Consider the following 19,174-nt stretch of genomic DNA (forward strand, 5'->3'; position numbering starts at 1 on the left):
TCAGGCGGCCAGGGCACATTGAGGGCACATGGGTTTCGCCGGGGGCACTGATGTGCCCTGGGTGCCGGGCCGGTCGTCCTCGTCTTCTGCGTCGGCTTCTGCCTCGGCTTCTGTGAAGACGTCGTCGATCGCCTTGCGGGTGCGGGTCTCGCTGGACGGCAGCAGGTGCGTGTACGTCCGCAGCGTGAAGCCCGGGTCCGAGTGCCCGAGATACTCGGATAGCGCCTTGATGCTCTCCCCCGCGTCCAGGAGCACGGAGGCGTAGGCGTGCCGGAGGGCGTGCATGCCGTCTTCCGGAGCCGCCTGGAGGTAGCGCGCTCCGCGCTCGCGTGGAGGGATCACGCCGGCGGCGGCGAGAGCGCGTTTCCAGTCGCCCATGTTGAAGACGCTGCGGTTGTAGGCCCGCCCCTTCTTGTCGACGAAGAGGAGGCGGAAGGTTTTCGGCTCGCCGTCCGGCTTGCCCCACGGCAGGGTGACCTCGACCGGCGGGAACTCCTTCATGTGCGCCTTGAGGGCTGCGGCGAGCTGAGCCGAGAGAGGCACTGACCGGATCCTGTTGCCCTTGGGCAGGGCGAAGACGGGCTTCGTACCGACCAGCCGCACCTGGCGGTTGACGTGGATCCAGCCGCCCTTGAAGTCGATGTCCTCGATGGCGAAGCCGAACACCTCGCCCTGGCGTAGGCCGCAGCCGAAGGCGAGCTTGCCGCCGGCCTGGAAGCGCTTCGGGAGCCCGGCGATGACCACGCGGACCCGCTCCAGCGACCAGGGGATGATCTTCTTCTTGGTCGCGGTCGGGAGCTTGACCGACTTCGACTTGCAGGGGTTCCTCGGCAGCAGCCCGTCCTCCACGGCCGCGCCGAGGATGCTGGAGAGGATGTCGAAGATGCCCTCGATCGTCGACACCTCCAGGCCGCCGTCCTGGAGGGTGCGGATCCAACCCTGGATGACCGAGGGCTGGTTGAGGGACCGCAGCTCCCCGGCCTCGGTCAGCAGCTCGCGGGAGAAGGTGATGTTCTGGCCGGTGTTGGCGGCCTTCGGCTCGACCAGGATTGCCTCGTCCGGCACGCCAAGGCTCAGGGCGTGCTCGCGGTAGTGGACGGCCTCGCCGCGGGGAAAGCGGGCACGGGTGGTGGGGCTGTTTCCGCCACTGAAGACCACGACCGGAAAGAAACCGGTGCGGTAGAGGGCGACGGCAGTGGTGGCCACGCCCAGGTCGTGACTGCCCAGGCCGATCGCCGCGGAGCAAGGCCGCCGCTCATGGCCCATCCGGTGGTAGTCCCAGATCAGCACCGCGTCGTGGAACTGCTCCTCGGTGATCTGGCGCTGTTCGTTGTGTGGCACCGGCACTCCCTCACTCCACGGCTCATACCTACTGGTCCTTCAGATGCCCTCGATGCTGTGCGGTTGAGGGTTCAGCACCTGCTGGAGGGCGACCCCGTTTCCTTCCCGCCATACCGCTGCGGCATCGGCCGGAGCCTCACCCCTGATAGCGAGCCACCGTGTAGGCGCCTGGACCCAGGACAGGCAGCGCGCCAGCTTCGTTGACAATCTCAAGGACCTCGAAACCGGCGAGGAGCGCGTGCAGCTCCAGTTCGCGAGGGCCGAGAACACGCCGCCGGATGGCATCGTGGCACGCCTCGCCCGAGTCGAACATCCAGTGCCGGCGCATGGTGTTGATCTGTGTTCGCAGATCCCACTCGTAGCTGATGGTCACCGTGGCGGCCCCGAGGCGGGTGTCGACGCGGGCCTGTTGAGAGCTGGAGGACACGATCGGGGCTACTGGGGAGCACAGGACGAGCAGGGTGTCCGGGTGCGCGTGTGCGCCGAAGGTCTGGAATGCTGCGCGAACGTCCTCGTTGTCGTGCACGTAGGCGAGCGAGTTGCCCAGGCACACCAGGACGTCGGCGGTGTGGCCGAGTCGGACGGTGCGCATGTCCCCGACCCGGACGTCGAGGTCGGGGCGCGTGCGGCGCGTGTAGTCGACCAGGCCGGGCTGGAGATCGACGCCGACGCAGTCGAAGCGCTGGGCCAGCAGCTCCAGGTCCCTGCCGGTGCCGCAGCCGAAGTCCAGCAGCGTGCGGGCTTGCGGGAAGTACCGGTCGACGAGTTCCCGGCAGATCCTCGCGCTGTCGCTGTCGGCCTGCACGTCGTCGTACAGAGCGGGGTCCCGATAGAAGAGGTTCGACGCTTCCAGGTGCCTCGGTTCCACGATGTCCAGGCTGCTCATGCAAGGCTCCGGAGTCCCACTTCCAGGGCGAGTGTGTCGCACAGCAGGTCAGGCACCACGGGGGCTCGCTCGGCGTGCTCCCAGGCTCCGGCAAGGGCGACGGGATCAACGTAGCCGAGGTCGACCAGCAGCGACTCGCGGAGCATGTCGTCCAAGAGCGGAAGACCGTAGTTGCGCAAGCCGGACTCCATGACCGCGAGGAAGTTCTCCGGTTCGGTCGGGGCCGCGACGGACTCGGGCAGTCCCGCGCGCCGCAGGCGGTCGCGGAACATCGCCTTGCCCCGCTTGTGCTCGTGTGGCAGTTGCTCCATGAAGCGGACGACGCGGGGGTGGACGAGCGGGGCGACGGGCCAGATTCCGAGTCTTACGTAGGCCGGGTTGTGCAGGCCGAATGCCATGAGCGTGGGTACCGGGAGCACGGGGACAGGGGCGAGGTTCTCGTCCACCTGGGCCAGGGCTTCGGTTGCCGTATCCCCGAGCCACGGGACGGGCTCCGCTGCGGGGAGTTCGGCGCCTGTACGGGAGTGACAGGCATTGACTTCGTCTCCACCACCGCCTGTGAAGATCACCTCGCAACCATGGGCGGCCACGTGGCCGCGCAAGACGTCGAACGCTTCCTGGTAGAAGGCTCCTGCCGGGTCGTGCGGCGCTCCGCGCTCCCGTACTCCACCGGGCACGAACGGCGGGTATTGCATGGCTGGGACGGCGGTGTCCCGCAGCCCCAAGTGATCCACGAACCTGCGGCGTCGGTCCTGCTGGAGCTGGCCTATCCGTCCGCCCATGAGCAGCCCGAACGTGTGGACGGAGCCGAAGCCGGCCGCGGCGGTCGAGAGAGCCACGTTGCCCGAGTCGGCCCCGCCGGACACCTCCACGCCGACCCAGCTCACCGTAGAACGCCATCCGGCCACGGCCTCGGTCAGCAGCGCATCGAACGCCTCCACCGGGTCAACACCCGCGCGCAGCCTTCGGGGCTCCAGCACATGCTGGGCGGGCTCGGGGCAGAGGATCGTGAGTCCCGCGGTCGTGAAGACGGCCGTGGCGCGTTCCGTGAGCCGGTACACGCCGTCGAAGAGGGTGTCGGTGCTGTAGCGGTGCTGTCGGGTCAAGGTGCGCGCCATGGCCCGGGGATTGAGTCGGTCCGTTCGCAGGTGGGGCCGTAGGTCAGCTAAGTCCCAGGAGCCGTACAGGTCTTCTCCGGCCGCGACGAGATAGAGCGGTGCGGTGCCGAACACGCCCGCTGAAACCTGAACCTCGTCCGGGCGCAGGAACAGCGACGTGAAGTCCACCTCCCCGCCCTTGTCCTCCCTCACCAGCGCGTGGACGCCGGATCCATCGCCCGGCACAAGCTCGGCTTCCAGGGCAGCCGCGTGCGCGGGTCTGATCCAGCTCTGCCCGCTGACCCAGCGGTCTGTGTCCCAGCGCCAGGCTGTGCTCCGGGTATCGGCCAGCCGCACACGAAACGAAAGCACCTGCTTCCCCCTCGGTTATGGGGCGGTGGAGCCGGGCGCTTGGCCCGGCTCCACCGCGTTCACGGGCTGGTCAGCTGCAGTGGTCACCGTTGTTGTCGCCACCGCCGGGCATCTTGTCGAGCAGCGCCGCGTCCATGCTGGGGACGCCGGTGATCAGGTCGCCGGTGAACAGGTCGTCGATGTTCATGGTTGTTCCTCTCCTACGGAGTGAGTGGATGAGCCCCGCGAAGTGCGGAGCCGTGTGCCCGTCCCGGCCGCGGGCAGACTCGGCGGCCAGGACGGGGGTTCATCGGGTGCTGCTGCCACGGCGGCAGGGCGCCGGTTGTGCCGTGGTGGGATCCCGCTCTGGCCGCTGGGGAGTTGTTGAGCCCGCCCCGGTGGGGAACCGGGTCTTCCTGAGGGCTCGTGCGGCCAGAGCGGGAGGCAGTGAGTGCCCGTCGAGGGCTAGGAGCGGTCGAAGTACCAGAAGGCCCAGGCGACCGGTGCGGTGGCGGCGATGATCAGAGCTGACAGCAGCCACTGGCGCCAGCCGTAGGGGCCACGGCGCAAGCTGTTGTGCTGGCTGTTCTTCATTGTTCGCGGTGACCCTTCTCGGGTTGCTGAATGACGGGTGGGAGGCCGGGTGGGCTGATGAAGAGGCGCCCTGCCCGCTTCTGGTCAGGCAGGGTCGCTCCGGGCGGCCGAATGGGCAGTTCGATGGGGGCTTCGTCAGCCATCGGCTGCATCCTGTTCCTGTGCCTCGCGGTAGACGTCGGCGAAGCGCCGGGTCAGCAGGCCGACTTCGCGCATGTACTGGTAGGCGCCGAAGTGGGTGGACTCCGCGGTGGGCCGGCGCGTCAGGTCGAGGACCCGGTAGCCCTCCCGGAACAGCGCCTGCACGGCCGAGTCCTCGTCGAAGCCGAGGTCCTCGGCCATCAGCGCTCTGAGGTGGCTGACCAGGTCCCGGGTCGTCGCGTCGATCACCGGGCGATCGGGCATCGCGAGCCCGACGGCGAGCGCGGTCGCCACGGTCTCGTCGACCGTCTCCAGGACGATCGGGAGCTGCGCCGCCTCGGACGACATGGCGCTGTGTGTTCCCATGCCCGCACCCCTTCTCCGGTGGTCACCGTTGTCGTGGCTGACAACGTCCAGAAAACCGGAGCGGGTTGGCGCGGACCACGGCATCCATGAGGCAGTCCTGGGACACTCATGGGACAGATCAGCGCCGCCAGGGTAGACACGGACCGGAACGTGGAAAGGGGGCGGCATGGGGCTTGCGGAGCGGCGCAGGGCGCTGGGCTACAGTCAGGAAGAGCTCGCGCACGCCCTCGGCGTCGACCGGCGCACGATCGGGCGCTGGGAGACGCGCACCACCACACCCCAGCCGCCATTACGGCCACGGCTGGCCGAGCTGCTGCACCTCGACCTTGACGAACTCGACGCCCTGGTGGGACAGCCACAAGCAGCCCGTCAGGAGTCGGCAGGGTCGCCGCCTCGCGACCACCACGGCTCAGGGGACCCCGACGACATGATCCGACGACAGTTCCTGCGCGCCATAGCCGTCACCAGCGCCCTCGTGGCTCTGCCTGTCGACGAGAGTGCCGCCCTCACCGACGGGATCCGCCGTGGGATGTCGGAAGAATTCCTGCGCATGAACGGCCACCTGTGGCAGGTCTATCAACTCGCCCGCGCTAAAGGCACCGTGTACCCGATCGTCCGCGACCAGCTCACCACGCTCAACGACACCCTCGACGGCCAACAGGCAGCCGAATCCCAAGCCCTCTGCAGCGCGGCCGGCGACCTCTTCCAGCTCGCCGGAGAACTCGCCTTCGACGGCAACCGCTACACCGACGCCGCCGCGTCCTACACACTCGCCGCCTCCGCCAGCAAGGAAGCAAAGTCCTACGACCTCTGGGCATGCGCCCTGGTCCGGCACGCATACGTCGACCTCTACGAACGGCGTTACGCCGATGCCGCAACCGCACTCTCGGCGGCTGAGAGGGTGGCGCGGCGCGGGGACAGCTCCCTGTCCACCCGCCACTGGGTCGCCTCCGTCCAAGCCGAGGCGTATGCCGGACTCGGGAACCTGTCCGCCTGCGAGCGCGCCTTGGACGAGGCAGAGAAGGTCACGGACCTGAGCGGCCCGTTCCACAACGGCGGCTGGCTGCGCTTCGACGGCTCCCGCCTCGCCGAAGAACGCGGCGCCCGCTACCTCCAACTCGGCCGCCTCGACCTCGCCGAGAAGGCCCTCACGACTGCTTTGAGCCAGGACGTGCTTGCCTCCGGGCAGTCCTTCCGGCGACGCGGCGCAGTCCTGACCGACCTCGCGTCCATCGGCGCCAAGCGGCACGACCCGGACCAGGTCCTCGCCTACGGCCGCGAGGCTCTCCAGCTCGCCCGAGCGACGTCTTCCGGATACGTCGCCCGTAAACTCCAAGGGCTACGAACCGACTTCGGCCCCCTCGCCCACGACACCCGCGTGGTCGAACTGGGCGCCGAGATCGACGCACTGTGCACGACGTGACGAGAGGGGAAGGCATGTCGCAGACCGAGGGCGCACGCGTGTTCCGCGAGGCTTGGATCACCGGCGTTCGAAAGCACTTCCCCGGCGAACCCAAGCCCGGCTACGTCACCCCCTGGGAAGAAACCCCCGAGTGGGAGCGCCAGGCCGCCGGGGCCGTGTACGACCAGGTGCGACAGTTCCTCGACCTCAGCGACCGCCACGCCTCCCGCCTCACCCGCGAACAGAAGAGCCGCTTCGTCGCCACCTGCTGGACCGCCCAGATGTACAAGCACTTCGACAACCCCAAACCCGGCTACGTCGCCGACTGGCCCGACCTGCCCGACTGGCAGAAGGAAACGGACGCCGACATCTTCGAGACCATCGAGGACGCTTCGAAGTAGCCGTGCACTCCGCACCGCCCAACCGCTGCCCCGCCTGATCGCCCGCCGCACCCGCGGCCCACTGTTCCTCACCGACCGCAAGGCCCCGGCCGGAACACCGACGCTGGATGTAATGCCCGAGACCGGCCGCGCCCGGCTCTCCTACCGCCGGGCAAAGCAGGCGGGGCGCCGGCACAGATGCCCGCCGACCACGGAATATCGCCTTGGCTTCGGCCCCCGTCCTTCGAGAGGGATACATGGCCTGCGGCGTCGCTCTGACCAGGAAGTTTCGGACGCGTCTCCGGCCGTGTCCGTGCGCCGTCTCACGCCGCACGGTCGCGGGGAGGATCGCCCGGCGACGGTAAGCGGGCTCGAGGGCGGACACTGTCCGGCTCCCGAGCCCGCTTACCAGTTTGAGCTACTTTGCGCGCTTTCGGGCTAGGGCTTCTTGTAGAAGATGTACAGGGCCATGGCCAGCTGCTCGTCAATCGCCTGCATCCTCGTGAAAGCCCCACTGCCGATCTGGTAGTTAATGGGCCAGCCGTTCTGTGTCGCGTTCTCGACTGCCTGGGACAGACCTCCCCAGTTGTTCTCCAGATCCAGGGACGTCAGCTGGATGGCGCCCGACCCGCCGTTGATGACGGACGAGGACCCGGCGTAGAAGATGCCGTTGTTGCGCATCGCCTGGCCGATCCGGTAGGAGATGAAGTCGAAGCGGGCACCCTCGGAAAGGGCCTGGACAAGGACGAGCAGGGCCCGCGCCTGGTCCCGATTGGCGCCCCTCGCCAGGTCGCTGATCGAACCCTGGATGGCACCCATGGTGATGCCGAGGGAACCGCGGTCAACCCCAGCGGCAGCCTCCATCTGGGAGTAGTTGAGCCAGTTCCGGTTCTGCCCTTCCTGCCCCTCATATGAACCGGGTCCCTCATTCAACCGGACGTACTGGTGGGTCTGTTCGTTGAACCAGCCGGTCACGTACCCGTTCCGCGCGTTGAAGATCAGAGTGATCGCGGTCTGACCCACCCGCAGGGTGAGGGGGAAGTAGTCGTTCTTGTCCTTTGTGAGACGGATGCTTCCGTAGAGGTTCCAGCTGCCGCCCCGTTCGCGGAGGAAGTTGATGATGGCGTCGTACCGGTCGGGGCCGGCGTTCGTCAGGTCGAAGGTCATGCCATCGGTCGGGTAGTTCTCGGCGGCCAGCTGGACGTGCCCGCCCAGCGACTGGTGCTGCGCACCGGTGGTGAGGTCGCCGCCCAGGCCGGCGAGGGCGACGGCGCCGGCGAGGGCCGCCGAGAGTACGGCCGATGTGCTGAGCCTGCGGAAGATGTGTGCTCGGGACATGGTGTGCGCTCCGTTGTGCGTGGTCGGTGGGCCGACCCAGGAAGGAGATGAACTGTGTCGAACGGCGTTCGGGCCATCGTTTTCCGACGTAACCGGACACCGGTATCCGGAGTTGACCGTGCCCTCCCTGCGGGTCAGGCCCGCTTCAGGAGGGTGGAAAAGCTCCCACGGCGGTGTGGGGGTTCTCCGTGCTCGGGAGGGTCTGAGCGGCACCGGATCGGAGGTTGCGCTTCGATGGGCTCGGCCCCTCGTGCTGTGTGCCATGCGGCAACAAACGCTGTTGTCGTGGCTTCCACTTGTGTGGATGGCAATGACGATGCAGGTGAGGGACGGACCGAAACAATGGAGGATGTATTTAGTGGGGGTGGGCCGACATAAAATGGTGGTGGCCGATGACGTCGGTCCGAGCGGCCTCTGTGCGTGACCGGGGCAGGGCGTCCCGCATTGGACGGTGATGGTATGGCGGCCCAGCAGGGCTCTTCGGGACTTGGCCGGGGCTTCGCGTTCGTCGGTCGCCGCCACGAACTCGACCGGGTGCTCGCCGCCATCCGGCAGCCACCGGCCGTGGTGATGGTCGAGGGCGACGCCGGGATGGGCAAGTCCCGCCTGGTACGCGAAGCCACCACGGTCCTGAAGTCGGAGGGGTGGCGGGTGATGACAGGCTTCTGCCACCCGCTGCGCGAGCCCCTGCCGTACGGGCCGGTGATCGACGCGCTCGGCAAGATCGGTCCGTGGCTGCCGGACGCCGCTCTGCCGCCGTCCACCGGCGCGCTGGCCCCGCTGCTCCCGGACCTGGCCGACCGCCTGCCGCCGGCGCCGGACACGCCGCAGGGCCCGGGCGCCGCGCGCCACCAGGTTGTCCAGGCCGTGCGCTCGGTGCTGGCGCACGTCGGACGGGTGGTTCTGGTCGTCGAGGACCTGCACTGGGTCGACGACGCCACCCGCGAGCTGCTCCTGCTGCTCGCCCGCGACCTGCCCGACCAGTTCGCGCTGGTGGTCACCTACCGGGCCGAGGACCTGCCGCCCGGGGGCGCGGCCCTGGGCGCCGCCTACCGCCCGCCGCCCGGCGCCAGCGGCACGGTGATCCGGTTGTCACCGCTGACCCGGACCGACGTGGCCGCCCTGGCCGGTGCCGCGCTCGGCGCCCAGGCCACGCCTGAGCTGTGCGCGGCGCTCCACCGCCGCAGTGAGGGCCTGCCGCTGGTCGCCGAGGAAGACCTGATCACGCTACGGGACCAGGGCTGCCGCGACAGCACGGAGCTGGAGCGGGCCGAGGTGCCGGGCGGCCTGCGGGAAGCGGTCAGCGAGCGGCTGACCTCCCTGTCGCCGGCCGGTGCGGCGATCGTGAACGCGGCGGCGGTGCTGGCCGTGCCGTCCACCGAGACGCTGCTCGCCGGGGTCGCCGCTCTGAACGGCGACCAGGCCGCGGACGGGTTGATCGACGCGTTGCGGGCGGCTGTGCTGCGTGAGACCGCCGGCGGCCTCTACGGCTTCCGTCACGTGCTGGCCCAGCAGGTCGCCTACCGGCACATCCCCGGGCCGCGCCGCACGCGCCTGCACCAGCGGGCGATCGACCACCTCCAAAGCCAGGACCCGCTCCCGCTGGTGCAGATCGCCCACCACACACTGGCCACCGGCGACCATCAGGGCTGGCTGGAGCGCATTGAGCAGGCCGCCGACCAGGCCGTCGCACTGGGTGACACCGGCACCGCGGCCTTCCTCCTGCACCAGATCCTGGACCAGCCCGGAGTGGAGACCGAACGGAGGTCCCGGGCCGCGCTCACGCTCGCCCGGATCGTCAACTACGGCGTCGATTACGCCGTGACCGTCCGCGAGCTGAGATCGGTGCTGGACGATCCGAAGCTGCCGGACGCCACCCGAGGCGAGATCCGCCTGGGACTCGGTGCGGTCATGCTCATCGTCGGCGCCGACCCGGCCGGTTTCCGCGAACTCGCCCACGCCGTCGACGAGCTGGCCACGCAGCCGCTCAAGGCGTTGAGCGCGATGACCAACCTGGCCCTCAACGAGCGGGACGGTGCCGCCGCGCACGCGTGGGACTGGCAGGACCGAGCCGAGCGGACCGTCCGCGACAGCGCCGACGAGATGAGGCGGAGAGCAGTCCAGATCAACCGGCTCATCCTGATGGCTCGGGACGGCGATCCCGCCGTCTGGCCGCTGCTGGAGGAGCTACCGCGCCGAGATGCCGCCGGCGCGGTGCTGCGCCACGTCACCCACGCGCTGTACGGCCTCGCCGAGGTGGCAATCCAGCTCGGCCACGACCGCAGGGCCCGCGCTCTGCTGACCGAGGTCCAGGACTTGGCCGATCACGCGGCCCAGGGGCGCATCGAGTGCCTCCCCCGCATTGTGGAGCTGCGCCTGGACTGGCTGGCCGGGCGCTGGACCCGGCTGGAGGAGGATTACGCCGCCCTGGCGCATGCCCACCCCGACGTGAAGCAGATCAACGTGGACCGGGCTCTGTGCCAGGGACACCTCGCCCTCGCGCAGGGGCGGCGCTCCCTGGCCCACGACCACTTCGCCACCGCGGCGGCGGCCGCCAGCGGAACGAGCGAGGTGGACGTGAGCATCAGGATCGCCGCCGCGCTCGCCGGATTCCGGCTCGCCGAGGGTGACCCGCAGGCGGCCTGGGCGATCGCCGAACCCGCGCTGTCGATGTTGCGAGGACTCAGGTCCTGGGCTCGGACCCTGGACCTCGTCCCGGTCGCGGCCGAGGCAGCCCTGGCCTGTGGGCACCACGCGTTGGTCGAACGACTCGTGGCGGAGGCCGAGTCGGACGTGTGCGACCGCGACGCGCCGGCCGCCTCGGCCGAACTGGCACTGGCCCGAGGTCTGTTGCTCCGCTCCACCGAGCCGGCGCGGGCCGCCGAACACTTCGCCCAGGTGCAGCGCAGATGGCAGGACATTGGCCGTCCCTACGACGTCGCCAAGGCCGCCGAACGCCGGGGTGAAGCCTTGACCTGCTCGTCTCCCGACGACGCGGCGGCGCACCTGACCGACGCCGCGCGCGGCTTCACCGAGCTCGGCGCGACCTGCGACGCCGCACGCTGCCAACACCGCCTACGCGAACTCGGTGTCCAGACGGCGCGGCGACCGGGACGCCGCGGCTACGGAACCCAGCTGTCACCCCGTGAACTGGAAATCGCCAAGCTGCTCGCCGACGGCGCCACCAACCAGGACATCGCCAGGTCGCCGCCGGCGGTCGGCAGAGCCGATCGCATGTCTGCCCTCGCCGGGCGTACCGTCGAGCGGCGCCGGCCGCGGAGCGATCACCCGAAACGGGCTGATACGCACGTAGGTTGGAGCGACAGTCGTGTCCCTCGGTCCGGGAATCGCTTCTCACGGTGAACCTCAGACGGCACACGACGACCTGCATGCGCCGAAGACCAAAGTGCACAGGCGTCAACCCACGTCCACACACCGCCGAGCTGACGGACTTCACGGCCCTCGGCGAACTCACCACACGACTGGCCGACCTCGATCGCCGCTCCCGCTCCCGCCGCAGCGGACTCCTTCGGAAACTTCCAGCGGTTCAAGAACTGAGACGCGAGTGAGCCTGGCGACGACACCGCCCACTACCCGTCCGTCAGCCGAGCAAGGCGCCCTCTGGTGAGGGGCCCCGAGGGCACATCCAGGGCACATGAGCCTGGGAAACGGCGTTGACCCGTGAGAACTACCGAGAGGAGTTTTCCCAGGTCAACGCACATTTCCCTACGAAATCCCAGGTCAGCCCCCCCGCCCCCAATCGCTGCACGAGTGGCAGGACTTCAGCCACCGGTTGCATGAGGCGGGGCATCAGCCGTATTGCCTCGTTTGGCCCTGAGCTGGGGCTTCTTGCGGATCGGGCGGGGTCTTCGGGCCTCGCCCTTTTTGGTGCCGGAGAGGGGCCGTCAGGCGGCCAGGGCGCATTGAGGGCACATCGGTTTCGTCGGGGGTCGGAGCTGGAGGCGGACGACGAGCTCGACACCCTCGACGAGTTGTCGCCGCCGGATGCGGAGGCCGAGGCGGCCTGCCGCGTTCTGGACCGCGGGATCGGCTGGAGCGGCGCCACCGGTCTTCGCCTGGGTGCTGCCGGCGCAGACCGCGGGCCCGCTGTCGTACCCCCGGGCGATACCGTCCCCCCATGGCTGACGTGCGGTTGACGACCTCCTCCTATCTCGTGCTCGGGATCATCGACAAGCTGGGCGAGGCGAGTGCGTACGACGTGAAGGTGGAGGCGGCGCGGACCGTGGCGCCGTTCTGGTCGGTGCCGCATGCGCAGGTGTACGCGCAGTGCGACCGGTTGGTGGAGGCGGGGCTTTTGTCGCAGGTGCGGCAGGAGAGCGGGCGCAATCGGAGGGTGCTGGCGCTGACGGCACAGGGGCGGGCAGCTCTTGAGGAGTGGCTCGGGAATCCGGAGTTCGTGCCGGTGGAGGCCCGGGAGCGCGGCATCCTCAAGCTGTGGTTCGGGGGGCGCCCGGAGGTGCTGGCCCCGGTGCAGGTGGACGAGCACCGGCAGACGCTGCGGTCGTACGAGGAACTCGCCGAGGAAGTCGGGGAGTTGTTGGCTCCCGGGCAGCGTGAGGCGCTGGAGTTCGGGATTCGGTACGAGCGGATGATGGTCGACTTCTGGGTGTGGGTGCGGAGCCGCGAGGAACGGACAGCCGGCTCCTGAGCATCCCGGGCTGTTGACCTCGGCAGCGGTCGGCCCTACCGTCTCGATAGTCCATTCTAGACCATACGGAAGTGACTATCGACCGGACAGGGAGTCGCCGTGCGCCGTCCGACGAGCAGCACCTGGCGCCGCGGCGCCGCGATTGCGGTGACGGTCGTGTGCGTCGCGTATGCGCCGGTCGCGATGACCGAGCTGTGGCCCTACGCCCGCCCCGGCGCCCCCGCGTTCGGCGAGTGGCTGCTGGGCCGCGCCGTGTCGCCGAGCTACGTCGCGGACGCCCTGGCCACCCGGATCCGGCACTACCGGCACAGCCTGCTGCCGATGATCGTGCACTCGGTGCTCGGCGGTGTGCTCATGCTGCTCGGGCCCGCGCAGCTGCTGACCGCGGCACGGCGGCGCAGGCGGCTGCATCGCGTGCTCGGTGTGGTCTTCGCGGTCACCGTGTACGCCTCGATGGCGGGCGCCGGAATCTATCTCGCCCGTACCGCTCCCGAGGACGCCTTCAGCGGGGCCGCGTTCTGGCTCGTGCTCGCCACCATCCTGGTGGGCACGGTGCTGAGCGTGAGCTTCGGCATCCTGGCCGCCGTCGGCGGGTTCCCGGATCTGCACCAGCGGTGGATGCTGCTCTGCTACGGCTTTCTGCTGACCGCGCCCCTGCTGCGCCTGGAGTGGGGCGGGCTGCCGTTGCTGCTGCCGGGGCTGTCCATGGCCGAGATCAACCAGGTGGCGATCATGCATCTGGGGTCGCTGGTCGCGTTCGGCGCGCTCATCGCCTCGCGCACGCTCGACCGTCGTACGGTCCTCGACGGGGTGTCCGGGTCGTGGGCACCGCTGCCGGTACTGGCCGCGGCCCACCTTGCCGGTGCCGCCGCCCTGGCCTGGATCGTCCACTCGTGCCTCGGCTTCGGGGCGACGGGACGGCGGCTGCTCGTCGCCTACCTGCTGCCGTACGCCGTCACCTACGTCGTCATGGCCGCCGGCGCCCGGCGCGCGGGGCGGCAGGGGCGCACCTGGGCCCGGGAGGAGTGGCGGCTGCATCTGACGGCGCTGTGTCTGGCCCCCGTGCTGTCGGCCGGTGCGACCCCGCTGTTCGAACGCACCCTCGGCCTCGACCTCCCCACGGCGCTGTCCGCCGGCATCACCATCGGCTGCGGCGTCCTCGCCACCGCCGCGACCTCGGTGGTCAGCCTGCGCGTCATGTACGCCCGTGAGCTGCGCAGGCGGGCGACCGCCGACCCTGCCATCAGCACCAGGCCTGACTCCCGCGTCCCCGTCCCGTAGCCCCGGAAACGGAACCCCATGCCGCACGCATCCGACGCCCCCACCCGCGCAGCCTCCGGCGGACGCCCGCTGACCGCGGGAGTGGCCATGCTCGCCACCGCGGTGGCGGTGACCAGCCTCCTCGTCGGCGGACTCCTGGCGGCCGTCGGCCTCACCGGCCATGTCTTCGGCGCCTGGCCGTCGCCCGAGTCGCTGAACCAGGGCCTCGTCGGCGCGGCCATGCTGGGCACCGCGCCGGCGCTGTTCGCCGTCGGCCGGGCGGGACACTGGGAGGAGGCCCGCACGCTCCTCTATCCCTTGGCGATCGTCCTGGTCGGGCTGTTCGCCGTGACCCTGCTCAACGCCCGGCGGCTGTACATCGCCGAGGGCGGTCCCGTCCTCTCCGTGCTGTTCAGCCTGGGCTGGATCTTCGTACTGGGCCTGCTGTGCGTCTGGGCCGTCGTCTCGCTGACCCTGCAGCACCGCACCGCCGCCGAACCGCTCACCGCGTCCGTCGTGCCCCTGCCCGGCTGGTCGAAACCGCCCCTGGCCGTCCTGGGCTCGGTGTGGCTGGGCATCGGCACCGGTCTGCTCGTCCGCCCCGGCTTCTGGGCCGCCTTCGTCCCCTGGGACACGGGCCGTCTCGACGCACAGGCGCTCGGCGTCTGGGCGCTCGCCCTCGGGGTCGGCGTGCTGGGTGCCCTCGCCGAGGACGACCTGACCCGAACCCGCCCCGCCCTCCTCGCGCTGCCCGCCACCGCGGCCGCCGTGGCCGTCGTCCTCGCCTGTCGCGCCGCCCACGTGCACTGGGCCTCCGGCCCTGCCCTCAGCCTCGTCTGCATGGTGGCCGGCCTGGTGTTCGCGGGCGCGAGCGGACGCATCCTGCTGACGAGGTCTCCGGCTTCCGGGTGAAGCCCGGCGGCGATCCGGTGTGCCGTCGCGCATACCCGCTGTGGTGGCGGGTACGCCCGCTCCGTACGGGGCGCCGCGGAAGCGGTCGGAGAGCGAGAGGTGTCGTAAGTGATTCGAAAGCTGCAGGCGGTCGCGCTGGACTGTGCCGATCCGGTACGGCTCGCGGAGTTCTACGCGGAGCTGCTCGGTGGCCGGGTGGTCATGGACTCGGGGGAGCCCGACTGGGTCGAGGTGCACGGGTTCGAGGGGACACCGCTGGCCTGCCAGCGGGTCGACGGCTACCGGCCGCCCGAATGGCCCGGCCAGGAGCGTCCCCAGCAGCTCCACCTGGACTTCGACGTGGACGACCTCGACGGAGAGGAGAAGCGGGCGCTCGCCCTGGGCGCGACCGTCCTGGAGCGGACGGACCAGCTCCACCCGGAGGCCAACTGGCGGGTCTACGCGGACCCGGCCGGCCATCCGTTCTGCCTCTGCCTGCACTGAGAGGCACGAGGCCTACGGCAGGGTTTCACTGATTTCGGGCGGGGTTTTCGGACCCCGCCTTTGTCATGCTTTCCTGTGCGTGTGACGCGCCTGAGCAGGCGAAGCAATCCGTGCCGTGCCTGCGGTCTGCCGTCTACGACAGATGGAACGTCGTCGTCCGGTCCTTCGTCCTGGGGACGTACTGCTGCTTCCAGGTCCAGCCGGCGCTACCGGGCTTGTGGTGGAGCTCGACCGAGGAGTTCTGCTTCCACCAGTAGTCCCAACCGGTGGCGCAGGTACCCGCGTTGGCGGTCCAGATCGGGGAGCCGACCCAGTCGTCGTGCTGGTTGTAGCCCTTGACCCAGAACACCTGCGTCACGCCGGCGTCGTTGCAGACCGTGATCTGTACGGCGGAGACCGACTCGGCGCCGGCCGTCGTCGGGAGGGCGAGACCGCTGAGGGCGGCCCCTGTGGCGAGTGCCGCTATGGCGAACTTCCTTCTGAGGTCACGCATTTCGCTGTCACCGTTCTGTACGAGTGAAGTACGAGTGAGGTACGAGTGAGGGGGTCAGCCGAGCAGGCCCCTGGACCGCAGCCAGGTCCGTGCCGCCGCGGCGGGCGGCCGGCGTGCTGCGCAGGGCCGGCACGTCGGCGGTCGCCGAGGTGCCCGCGCCGGTGAGAGTGGCGCCGTACGCCTTCTTCAGCGACGAGGGCGTCGGGGCGTCCGGATCGCCCGAGGCGGAGCCGCCGCCCGCTGCCGTGGCCGGTCTGACGACCGCGTCCCGCAGTTCCTCCCGGGTCATCGGCCCGACCGACAGCGTGGTGTGCCGCAGCGCCTGGGCGAGCCCGGGGTGCTCCACGCACCGGCTGTGGAAGCCGGCCCCGACCGCGACGACCACGCGCAGCCGGCCGTCCGCGTCCTTGGCGGCGAGCAACTGGTCGACGAACCGCCACCGTTCGGAGCGGTCCCGGCAGAGCGTGAAGATCTCCTCGAACTGGTCGACCACGACCACCCGGTGGGGCTCGTCCGGCCCGGTGCCAGCAGCCGGCCGTGGGTGGCGGCGGGCCGGGCGCCGGGCGTGATCAGCCGCAGCCGAGCGCCGCAGCCCGCTTCGTCCACCACCCGCTCCAGCCGGGGCATGACTCCGGCCCGCAGCAGCGAGGACTTGCCGCTGCCGGACGCGCCGAGCAGCACCGCGAACCGGTGCTCCTTCATCAGCTGCACGGCGTCCTCGGCGAGCGCGTCCCGGCCGAAGAACAGTTCCTGGTCGCCCGGTTCGAACCGGGCCAGGCCCTGGTACGGCGACTCCCCCTCCGCCGCTCCGCAGGCCGCGACCTCCTCGGCCGCCGCCCGTAATCGGTCCTGCCAGACGTCCGGATCGGCCCCGCAGGCCTGCGCGTACGCGCGCACCACCGCCACCGACGGCAGCCGTTCGCCCGAGGCCGCCCGCGACAGCGCGGCCACCGACACGCGGGCCTGCCCGGACATCGTCCGGTACGACGGGGAGCCGGCCCGGGCCCGCAGTGACCGCAGCTCATGCGCGAAGCGCTGCACCGGCCCCGCGTCGGGATCGAGCGGCCGCTCGGGACGTCCCCGCTGCCGGCTCACGACTGCTCCAGCAGATGGCTTCTCACGTTCACCGGCAATCGCTTTCCCAACACTCAGGGGGACGATCACACGCCGGATCGCGAGTATGTCATGACAGCTTGAGAGTTAAATGGGGTTGAGCGGAATGGCCTGTTCCAGTCCCCTGGCAGGAGAGGCGGCGTCACCCCCCGGCGCCCGCCCCGCTCCCCGGCACCCCTCCGACGGTGAACCCGATCACCGCTCCGCCCCCCTCCCGCTGTACCGCGAACGGCGCCCCGCCGTGCGCCATGGCGACCTCCCGCACGATCGACAGGCCCAGCCCGGACCCGGGCAGGGAGCGTGCGTCGGCCGCGCGGTAGAAGCGGTCGAAGATGCGGATCAGGTCGCCGTCCGCGATCCCGGGGCCCCGGTCGAGGATCTCCACACGGACCGTGCCCGCGCGGGCGGGACCGGACACGGCGATCTCGATGGGTCCGGTGCCGTCACGGTCGAACTTGGCCGCGTTCTCGACGAGGTTGGAGATCGCGCGCTGCAGCATCCCGGGCCGGCCGTCGGTCGTCGTGTCGCCGCTCGCCCGGACCGTGATCTGCCGCCCTCCCCCACTCTCCGAGCGGGGGGACCCCCAGCGGCGCCGGGCGAGCCCGGCCACGTCCTCCGCGATGTCCGCGAGGTCGACCCGCTGCAGCGGCTCGGTGTCGGACTGCCCGGCCGCCAGGTCCACCAGCTCGTTGACCAGGTCGGTCAGTTCGCGCGCCTCCTGGCCCAGATCCGCGACCAGCTCGTCACGGGTGGCCGGAGGCAGTTCGTCGATCCGGCGCAGCAGGGAGATGTTCGTACGGAGCGAGGTGAGCGGCGTACGGAGTTCGTGGCCCGCGTCCTGGACCAGGCGCCGCTGGTCCTCCTCCGACTGGGCGAGGCGGCCCAGCATCCGGTCGAAGGCGCGGCCGAGGCGGCCCACCTCGTCGTAGCCGGTGACGGGCACCTCGATGCCGAGCCGCCGGGTGCGGGCTACGTCCTCCGCGGCCGAGGTCAGCAGGATCAGACGGCGGGTGATGCGCCGCGCCAGCCACCAGCCGAACAGGCCCGCCGCGATCACCACCGCGCACATCAGGATCAGCGTGCGCTGCTGCAGCGCCCGCAGCAGGTCCTCGGTGTCGCTGAACTCCTGCGCGACCTGCACCGCGCCCCGCCCGTTGCCGAGGGAGACGGTCGCGATGCGGTAGACGTCCGTGTCGACGCCGACGTCCTTGTACTCCTGCGTCTTCCCCGCGATCTCGTCGGCCGCGATCGCCCGGTCGTGGCCGGTGATCGGCAGCCCCGGACTGCCGGCGTCGACGACCTTGCCGTCCGGCCCCAGCACCTGCACATCCGTACGGGCGGGCCGTACGATGTCGTGCCCCGGCGCCGACACGGAGAAGTCCTCGGGCGTCATCCGGTGCTGGATCACCTCGTCCTGCAGGTCCTGCACGACCTGGTCGAACACGGACTCCTGGTCCACCCGGACCAGCCGGGCCGCGGCGCCGTACGACAGCACACCGACCAGCACCGTGACGGCAGCGGTGACCGCCGCGAACGACACCGCGAACGTGGTGCGCAGGGAGACCAGCCCGGGCCGCCTTCTCGCCAGCAGCCGCCTGATCCTGCCCACTAGTCTTCCCGCAGCACGTAACCCACACCGCGCACCGTGTGGATCAGCGCGGGCGCGCCCGGCTCGTCGAGCTTGCGGCGCAGATAGCCGACGTACACGGCGAGGTTCTTGGAACCGGGCCCGAAGTCGTAGCCCCAGATGCGGTCGTAGATGGTGGAGTGGTCGAGGACGATTCCGGCGTTCCGCACGAGCAGTTCCAGCAGCTCGAACTCGGTCCGCGTCAGCTCCAGCTCCCGCTCGCCGCGCCAGGCGCGCCGCGCCTGTACGTCCATGCGCAGTCCGGCGGCCTCGATCTGCCGGTCGGAGACCGCGGGCAGCTCCTTGGGCACGTCGGCCAGGGCCCCGGGGTCCGGGCTGGTCCGGCGCAGCAGCGCGCGCAGCCGCGCGAAGACCTCCTCGACGTCGAACGGCTTGACCACGTAGTCGTCGGCGCCCGCGTCCAGGCCCGCGATGCGGTCGGCGGTCTCGACGAGCGCGGTGAGCATGAGGATCGGCGTGCGGTCGCCCTCGGCGCGCAGCACCCGGCAGACCTGCAGTCCGTCGATGCCGGGCATCATGACGTCGAGCAGGAGCACGTCCGGCGGGGTCTTGTGGGCCTGCGCCAGCGCCTCGACGCCGTCGGCGACCGCGGTGACCTGGTAGCCCTCCAGGCTCAGGGCGCGCTCCAGGGCGTGGCGGATGGCGCGGTCGTCTTCGGCGAGCAGCACAGTTTGGGGCACGCCCCCAGTGTGCCAAGGGC

The 19,174-nt window shown here is 70.4% G+C and carries 16 protein-coding genes and 1 pseudogene; 7 read left to right on the forward strand and 10 right to left on the reverse strand.

From position 1 onward, the window contains the following. The 5 genes from IH68_RS0139160 to IH68_RS0139185 all read right to left on the reverse strand — a co-directional run bounded on the left by IH68_RS0139160 (position 1) and on the right by IH68_RS0139185 (position 4,776). Entirely contained in the window at positions 1–1,341 is a 1,341-nt protein-coding gene (locus tag IH68_RS0139160; RefSeq protein ID WP_234341748.1) for a tyrosine-type recombinase/integrase, read from the reverse strand. 136 nt (positions 1,342–1,477) lie between these two features. Beyond that, positions 1,478–2,227 carry a class I SAM-dependent methyltransferase gene (locus IH68_RS0139165; RefSeq protein ID WP_030945483.1) on the reverse strand — a complete coding sequence of 250 codons (750 nt, stop codon included), beginning with the start codon at positions 2,225–2,227 and terminating at the stop codon, positions 1,478–1,480. Beyond that, positions 2,224–3,696 carry an asparagine synthase-related protein gene (locus IH68_RS0139170; protein WP_030945486.1) on the reverse strand — a complete coding sequence of 491 codons (1,473 nt, stop codon included), beginning with the start codon at positions 3,694–3,696 and terminating at the stop codon, positions 2,224–2,226. The genes IH68_RS0139165 and IH68_RS0139170 overlap by 4 nt, the downstream gene beginning before the upstream one ends. 444 nt (positions 3,697–4,140) lie before the next feature. Beyond that, entirely contained in the window at positions 4,141–4,269 is a 129-nt protein-coding gene (locus IH68_RS59260) for a hypothetical protein (protein ID WP_267883776.1), read from the reverse strand. A 135-nt stretch (positions 4,270–4,404) separates the two neighbouring features. Beyond that, complete coding sequence (locus IH68_RS0139185; RefSeq protein ID WP_143687448.1) at positions 4,405–4,776, reverse strand: hypothetical protein; 372 nt, start codon at positions 4,774–4,776, stop codon at positions 4,405–4,407. 166 nt (positions 4,777–4,942) lie between these two features. Between IH68_RS0139185 and IH68_RS0139190 the strand changes: the two genes are divergently transcribed. Then, positions 4,943–6,199 carry a helix-turn-helix transcriptional regulator gene (locus IH68_RS0139190; protein ID WP_030945493.1) on the forward strand — a complete coding sequence of 419 codons (1,257 nt, stop codon included), beginning with the start codon at positions 4,943–4,945 and terminating at the stop codon, positions 6,197–6,199. Positions 6,200–6,213: 14 nt separating this feature from the next. Next, complete coding sequence (locus IH68_RS0139195; RefSeq protein WP_030945496.1) at positions 6,214–6,579, forward strand: hypothetical protein; 366 nt, start codon at positions 6,214–6,216, stop codon at positions 6,577–6,579. A 417-nt stretch (positions 6,580–6,996) separates the two neighbouring features. Here IH68_RS0139195 and IH68_RS0139200 read toward each other — a convergent pair whose 3' ends face one another. Continuing rightward, positions 6,997–7,896, reverse strand: a complete 900-nt coding sequence (locus IH68_RS0139200) for a ribosome-inactivating family protein (protein ID WP_030945499.1) — start codon at positions 7,894–7,896, stop codon at positions 6,997–6,999. A 459-nt stretch (positions 7,897–8,355) separates the two neighbouring features. Here IH68_RS0139200 and IH68_RS0139205 point away from each other — a divergent pair, with 459 nt between their 5' ends. From IH68_RS0139205 to IH68_RS0139225, 5 genes are all read left to right on the forward strand, one after another. Continuing rightward, positions 8,356–11,259 carry an ATP-binding protein gene (locus IH68_RS0139205; RefSeq protein ID WP_078912808.1) on the forward strand — a complete coding sequence of 968 codons (2,904 nt, stop codon included), beginning with the start codon at positions 8,356–8,358 and terminating at the stop codon, positions 11,257–11,259. Positions 11,260–12,034: 775 nt separating this feature from the next. Further along, positions 12,035–12,565 (forward strand): PadR family transcriptional regulator, encoded by a 531-nt coding sequence (locus IH68_RS0139210; protein WP_037885999.1) that lies wholly within the window; start codon positions 12,035–12,037, stop codon positions 12,563–12,565. Positions 12,566–12,664: 99 nt separating this feature from the next. Next, positions 12,665–13,846: a DUF2306 domain-containing protein gene (locus IH68_RS0139215; protein ID WP_030945509.1), complete on the forward strand. Its 1,182-nt coding sequence runs from the start codon at positions 12,665–12,667 to the stop codon at positions 13,844–13,846. Between the two features lie 18 nt (positions 13,847–13,864). Beyond that, positions 13,865–14,737, forward strand: coding sequence for a hypothetical protein (locus IH68_RS56695; RefSeq protein ID WP_030945511.1), 873 nt, complete (start codon positions 13,865–13,867; stop codon positions 14,735–14,737). Between the two features lie 108 nt (positions 14,738–14,845). Further along, positions 14,846–15,220: a VOC family protein gene (locus IH68_RS0139225; protein WP_030945512.1), complete on the forward strand. Its 375-nt coding sequence runs from the start codon at positions 14,846–14,848 to the stop codon at positions 15,218–15,220. Positions 15,221–15,353: 133 nt separating this feature from the next. Here IH68_RS0139225 and IH68_RS0139230 read toward each other — a convergent pair whose 3' ends face one another. The 4 genes and pseudogenes from IH68_RS0139230 to IH68_RS0139250 form a co-directional block, all read right to left on the reverse strand. Beyond that, positions 15,354–15,713, reverse strand: a complete 360-nt coding sequence (locus IH68_RS0139230; protein WP_030945514.1) for a hypothetical protein — start codon at positions 15,711–15,713, stop codon at positions 15,354–15,356. A 7-nt stretch (positions 15,714–15,720) separates the two neighbouring features. Further along, a pseudogene (locus tag IH68_RS59560) lies at positions 15,721–16,688 on the reverse strand (hypothetical protein). A 280-nt stretch (positions 16,689–16,968) separates the two neighbouring features. Next, positions 16,969–18,435, reverse strand: a complete 1,467-nt coding sequence (locus IH68_RS0139245) for a HAMP domain-containing sensor histidine kinase (protein WP_030945519.1) — start codon at positions 18,433–18,435, stop codon at positions 16,969–16,971. Next, positions 18,435–19,142 carry a response regulator transcription factor gene (locus IH68_RS0139250; RefSeq protein WP_030945522.1) on the reverse strand — a complete coding sequence of 236 codons (708 nt, stop codon included), beginning with the start codon at positions 19,140–19,142 and terminating at the stop codon, positions 18,435–18,437. The genes IH68_RS0139245 and IH68_RS0139250 overlap by 1 nt, the downstream gene beginning before the upstream one ends. Positions 19,143–19,174 lie beyond the last annotated feature (32 nt).

The organism is Streptomyces sp. NRRL S-646 (assembly GCF_000720765.1).
Classification (GTDB): domain Bacteria; phylum Actinomycetota; class Actinomycetes; order Streptomycetales; family Streptomycetaceae; genus Streptomyces.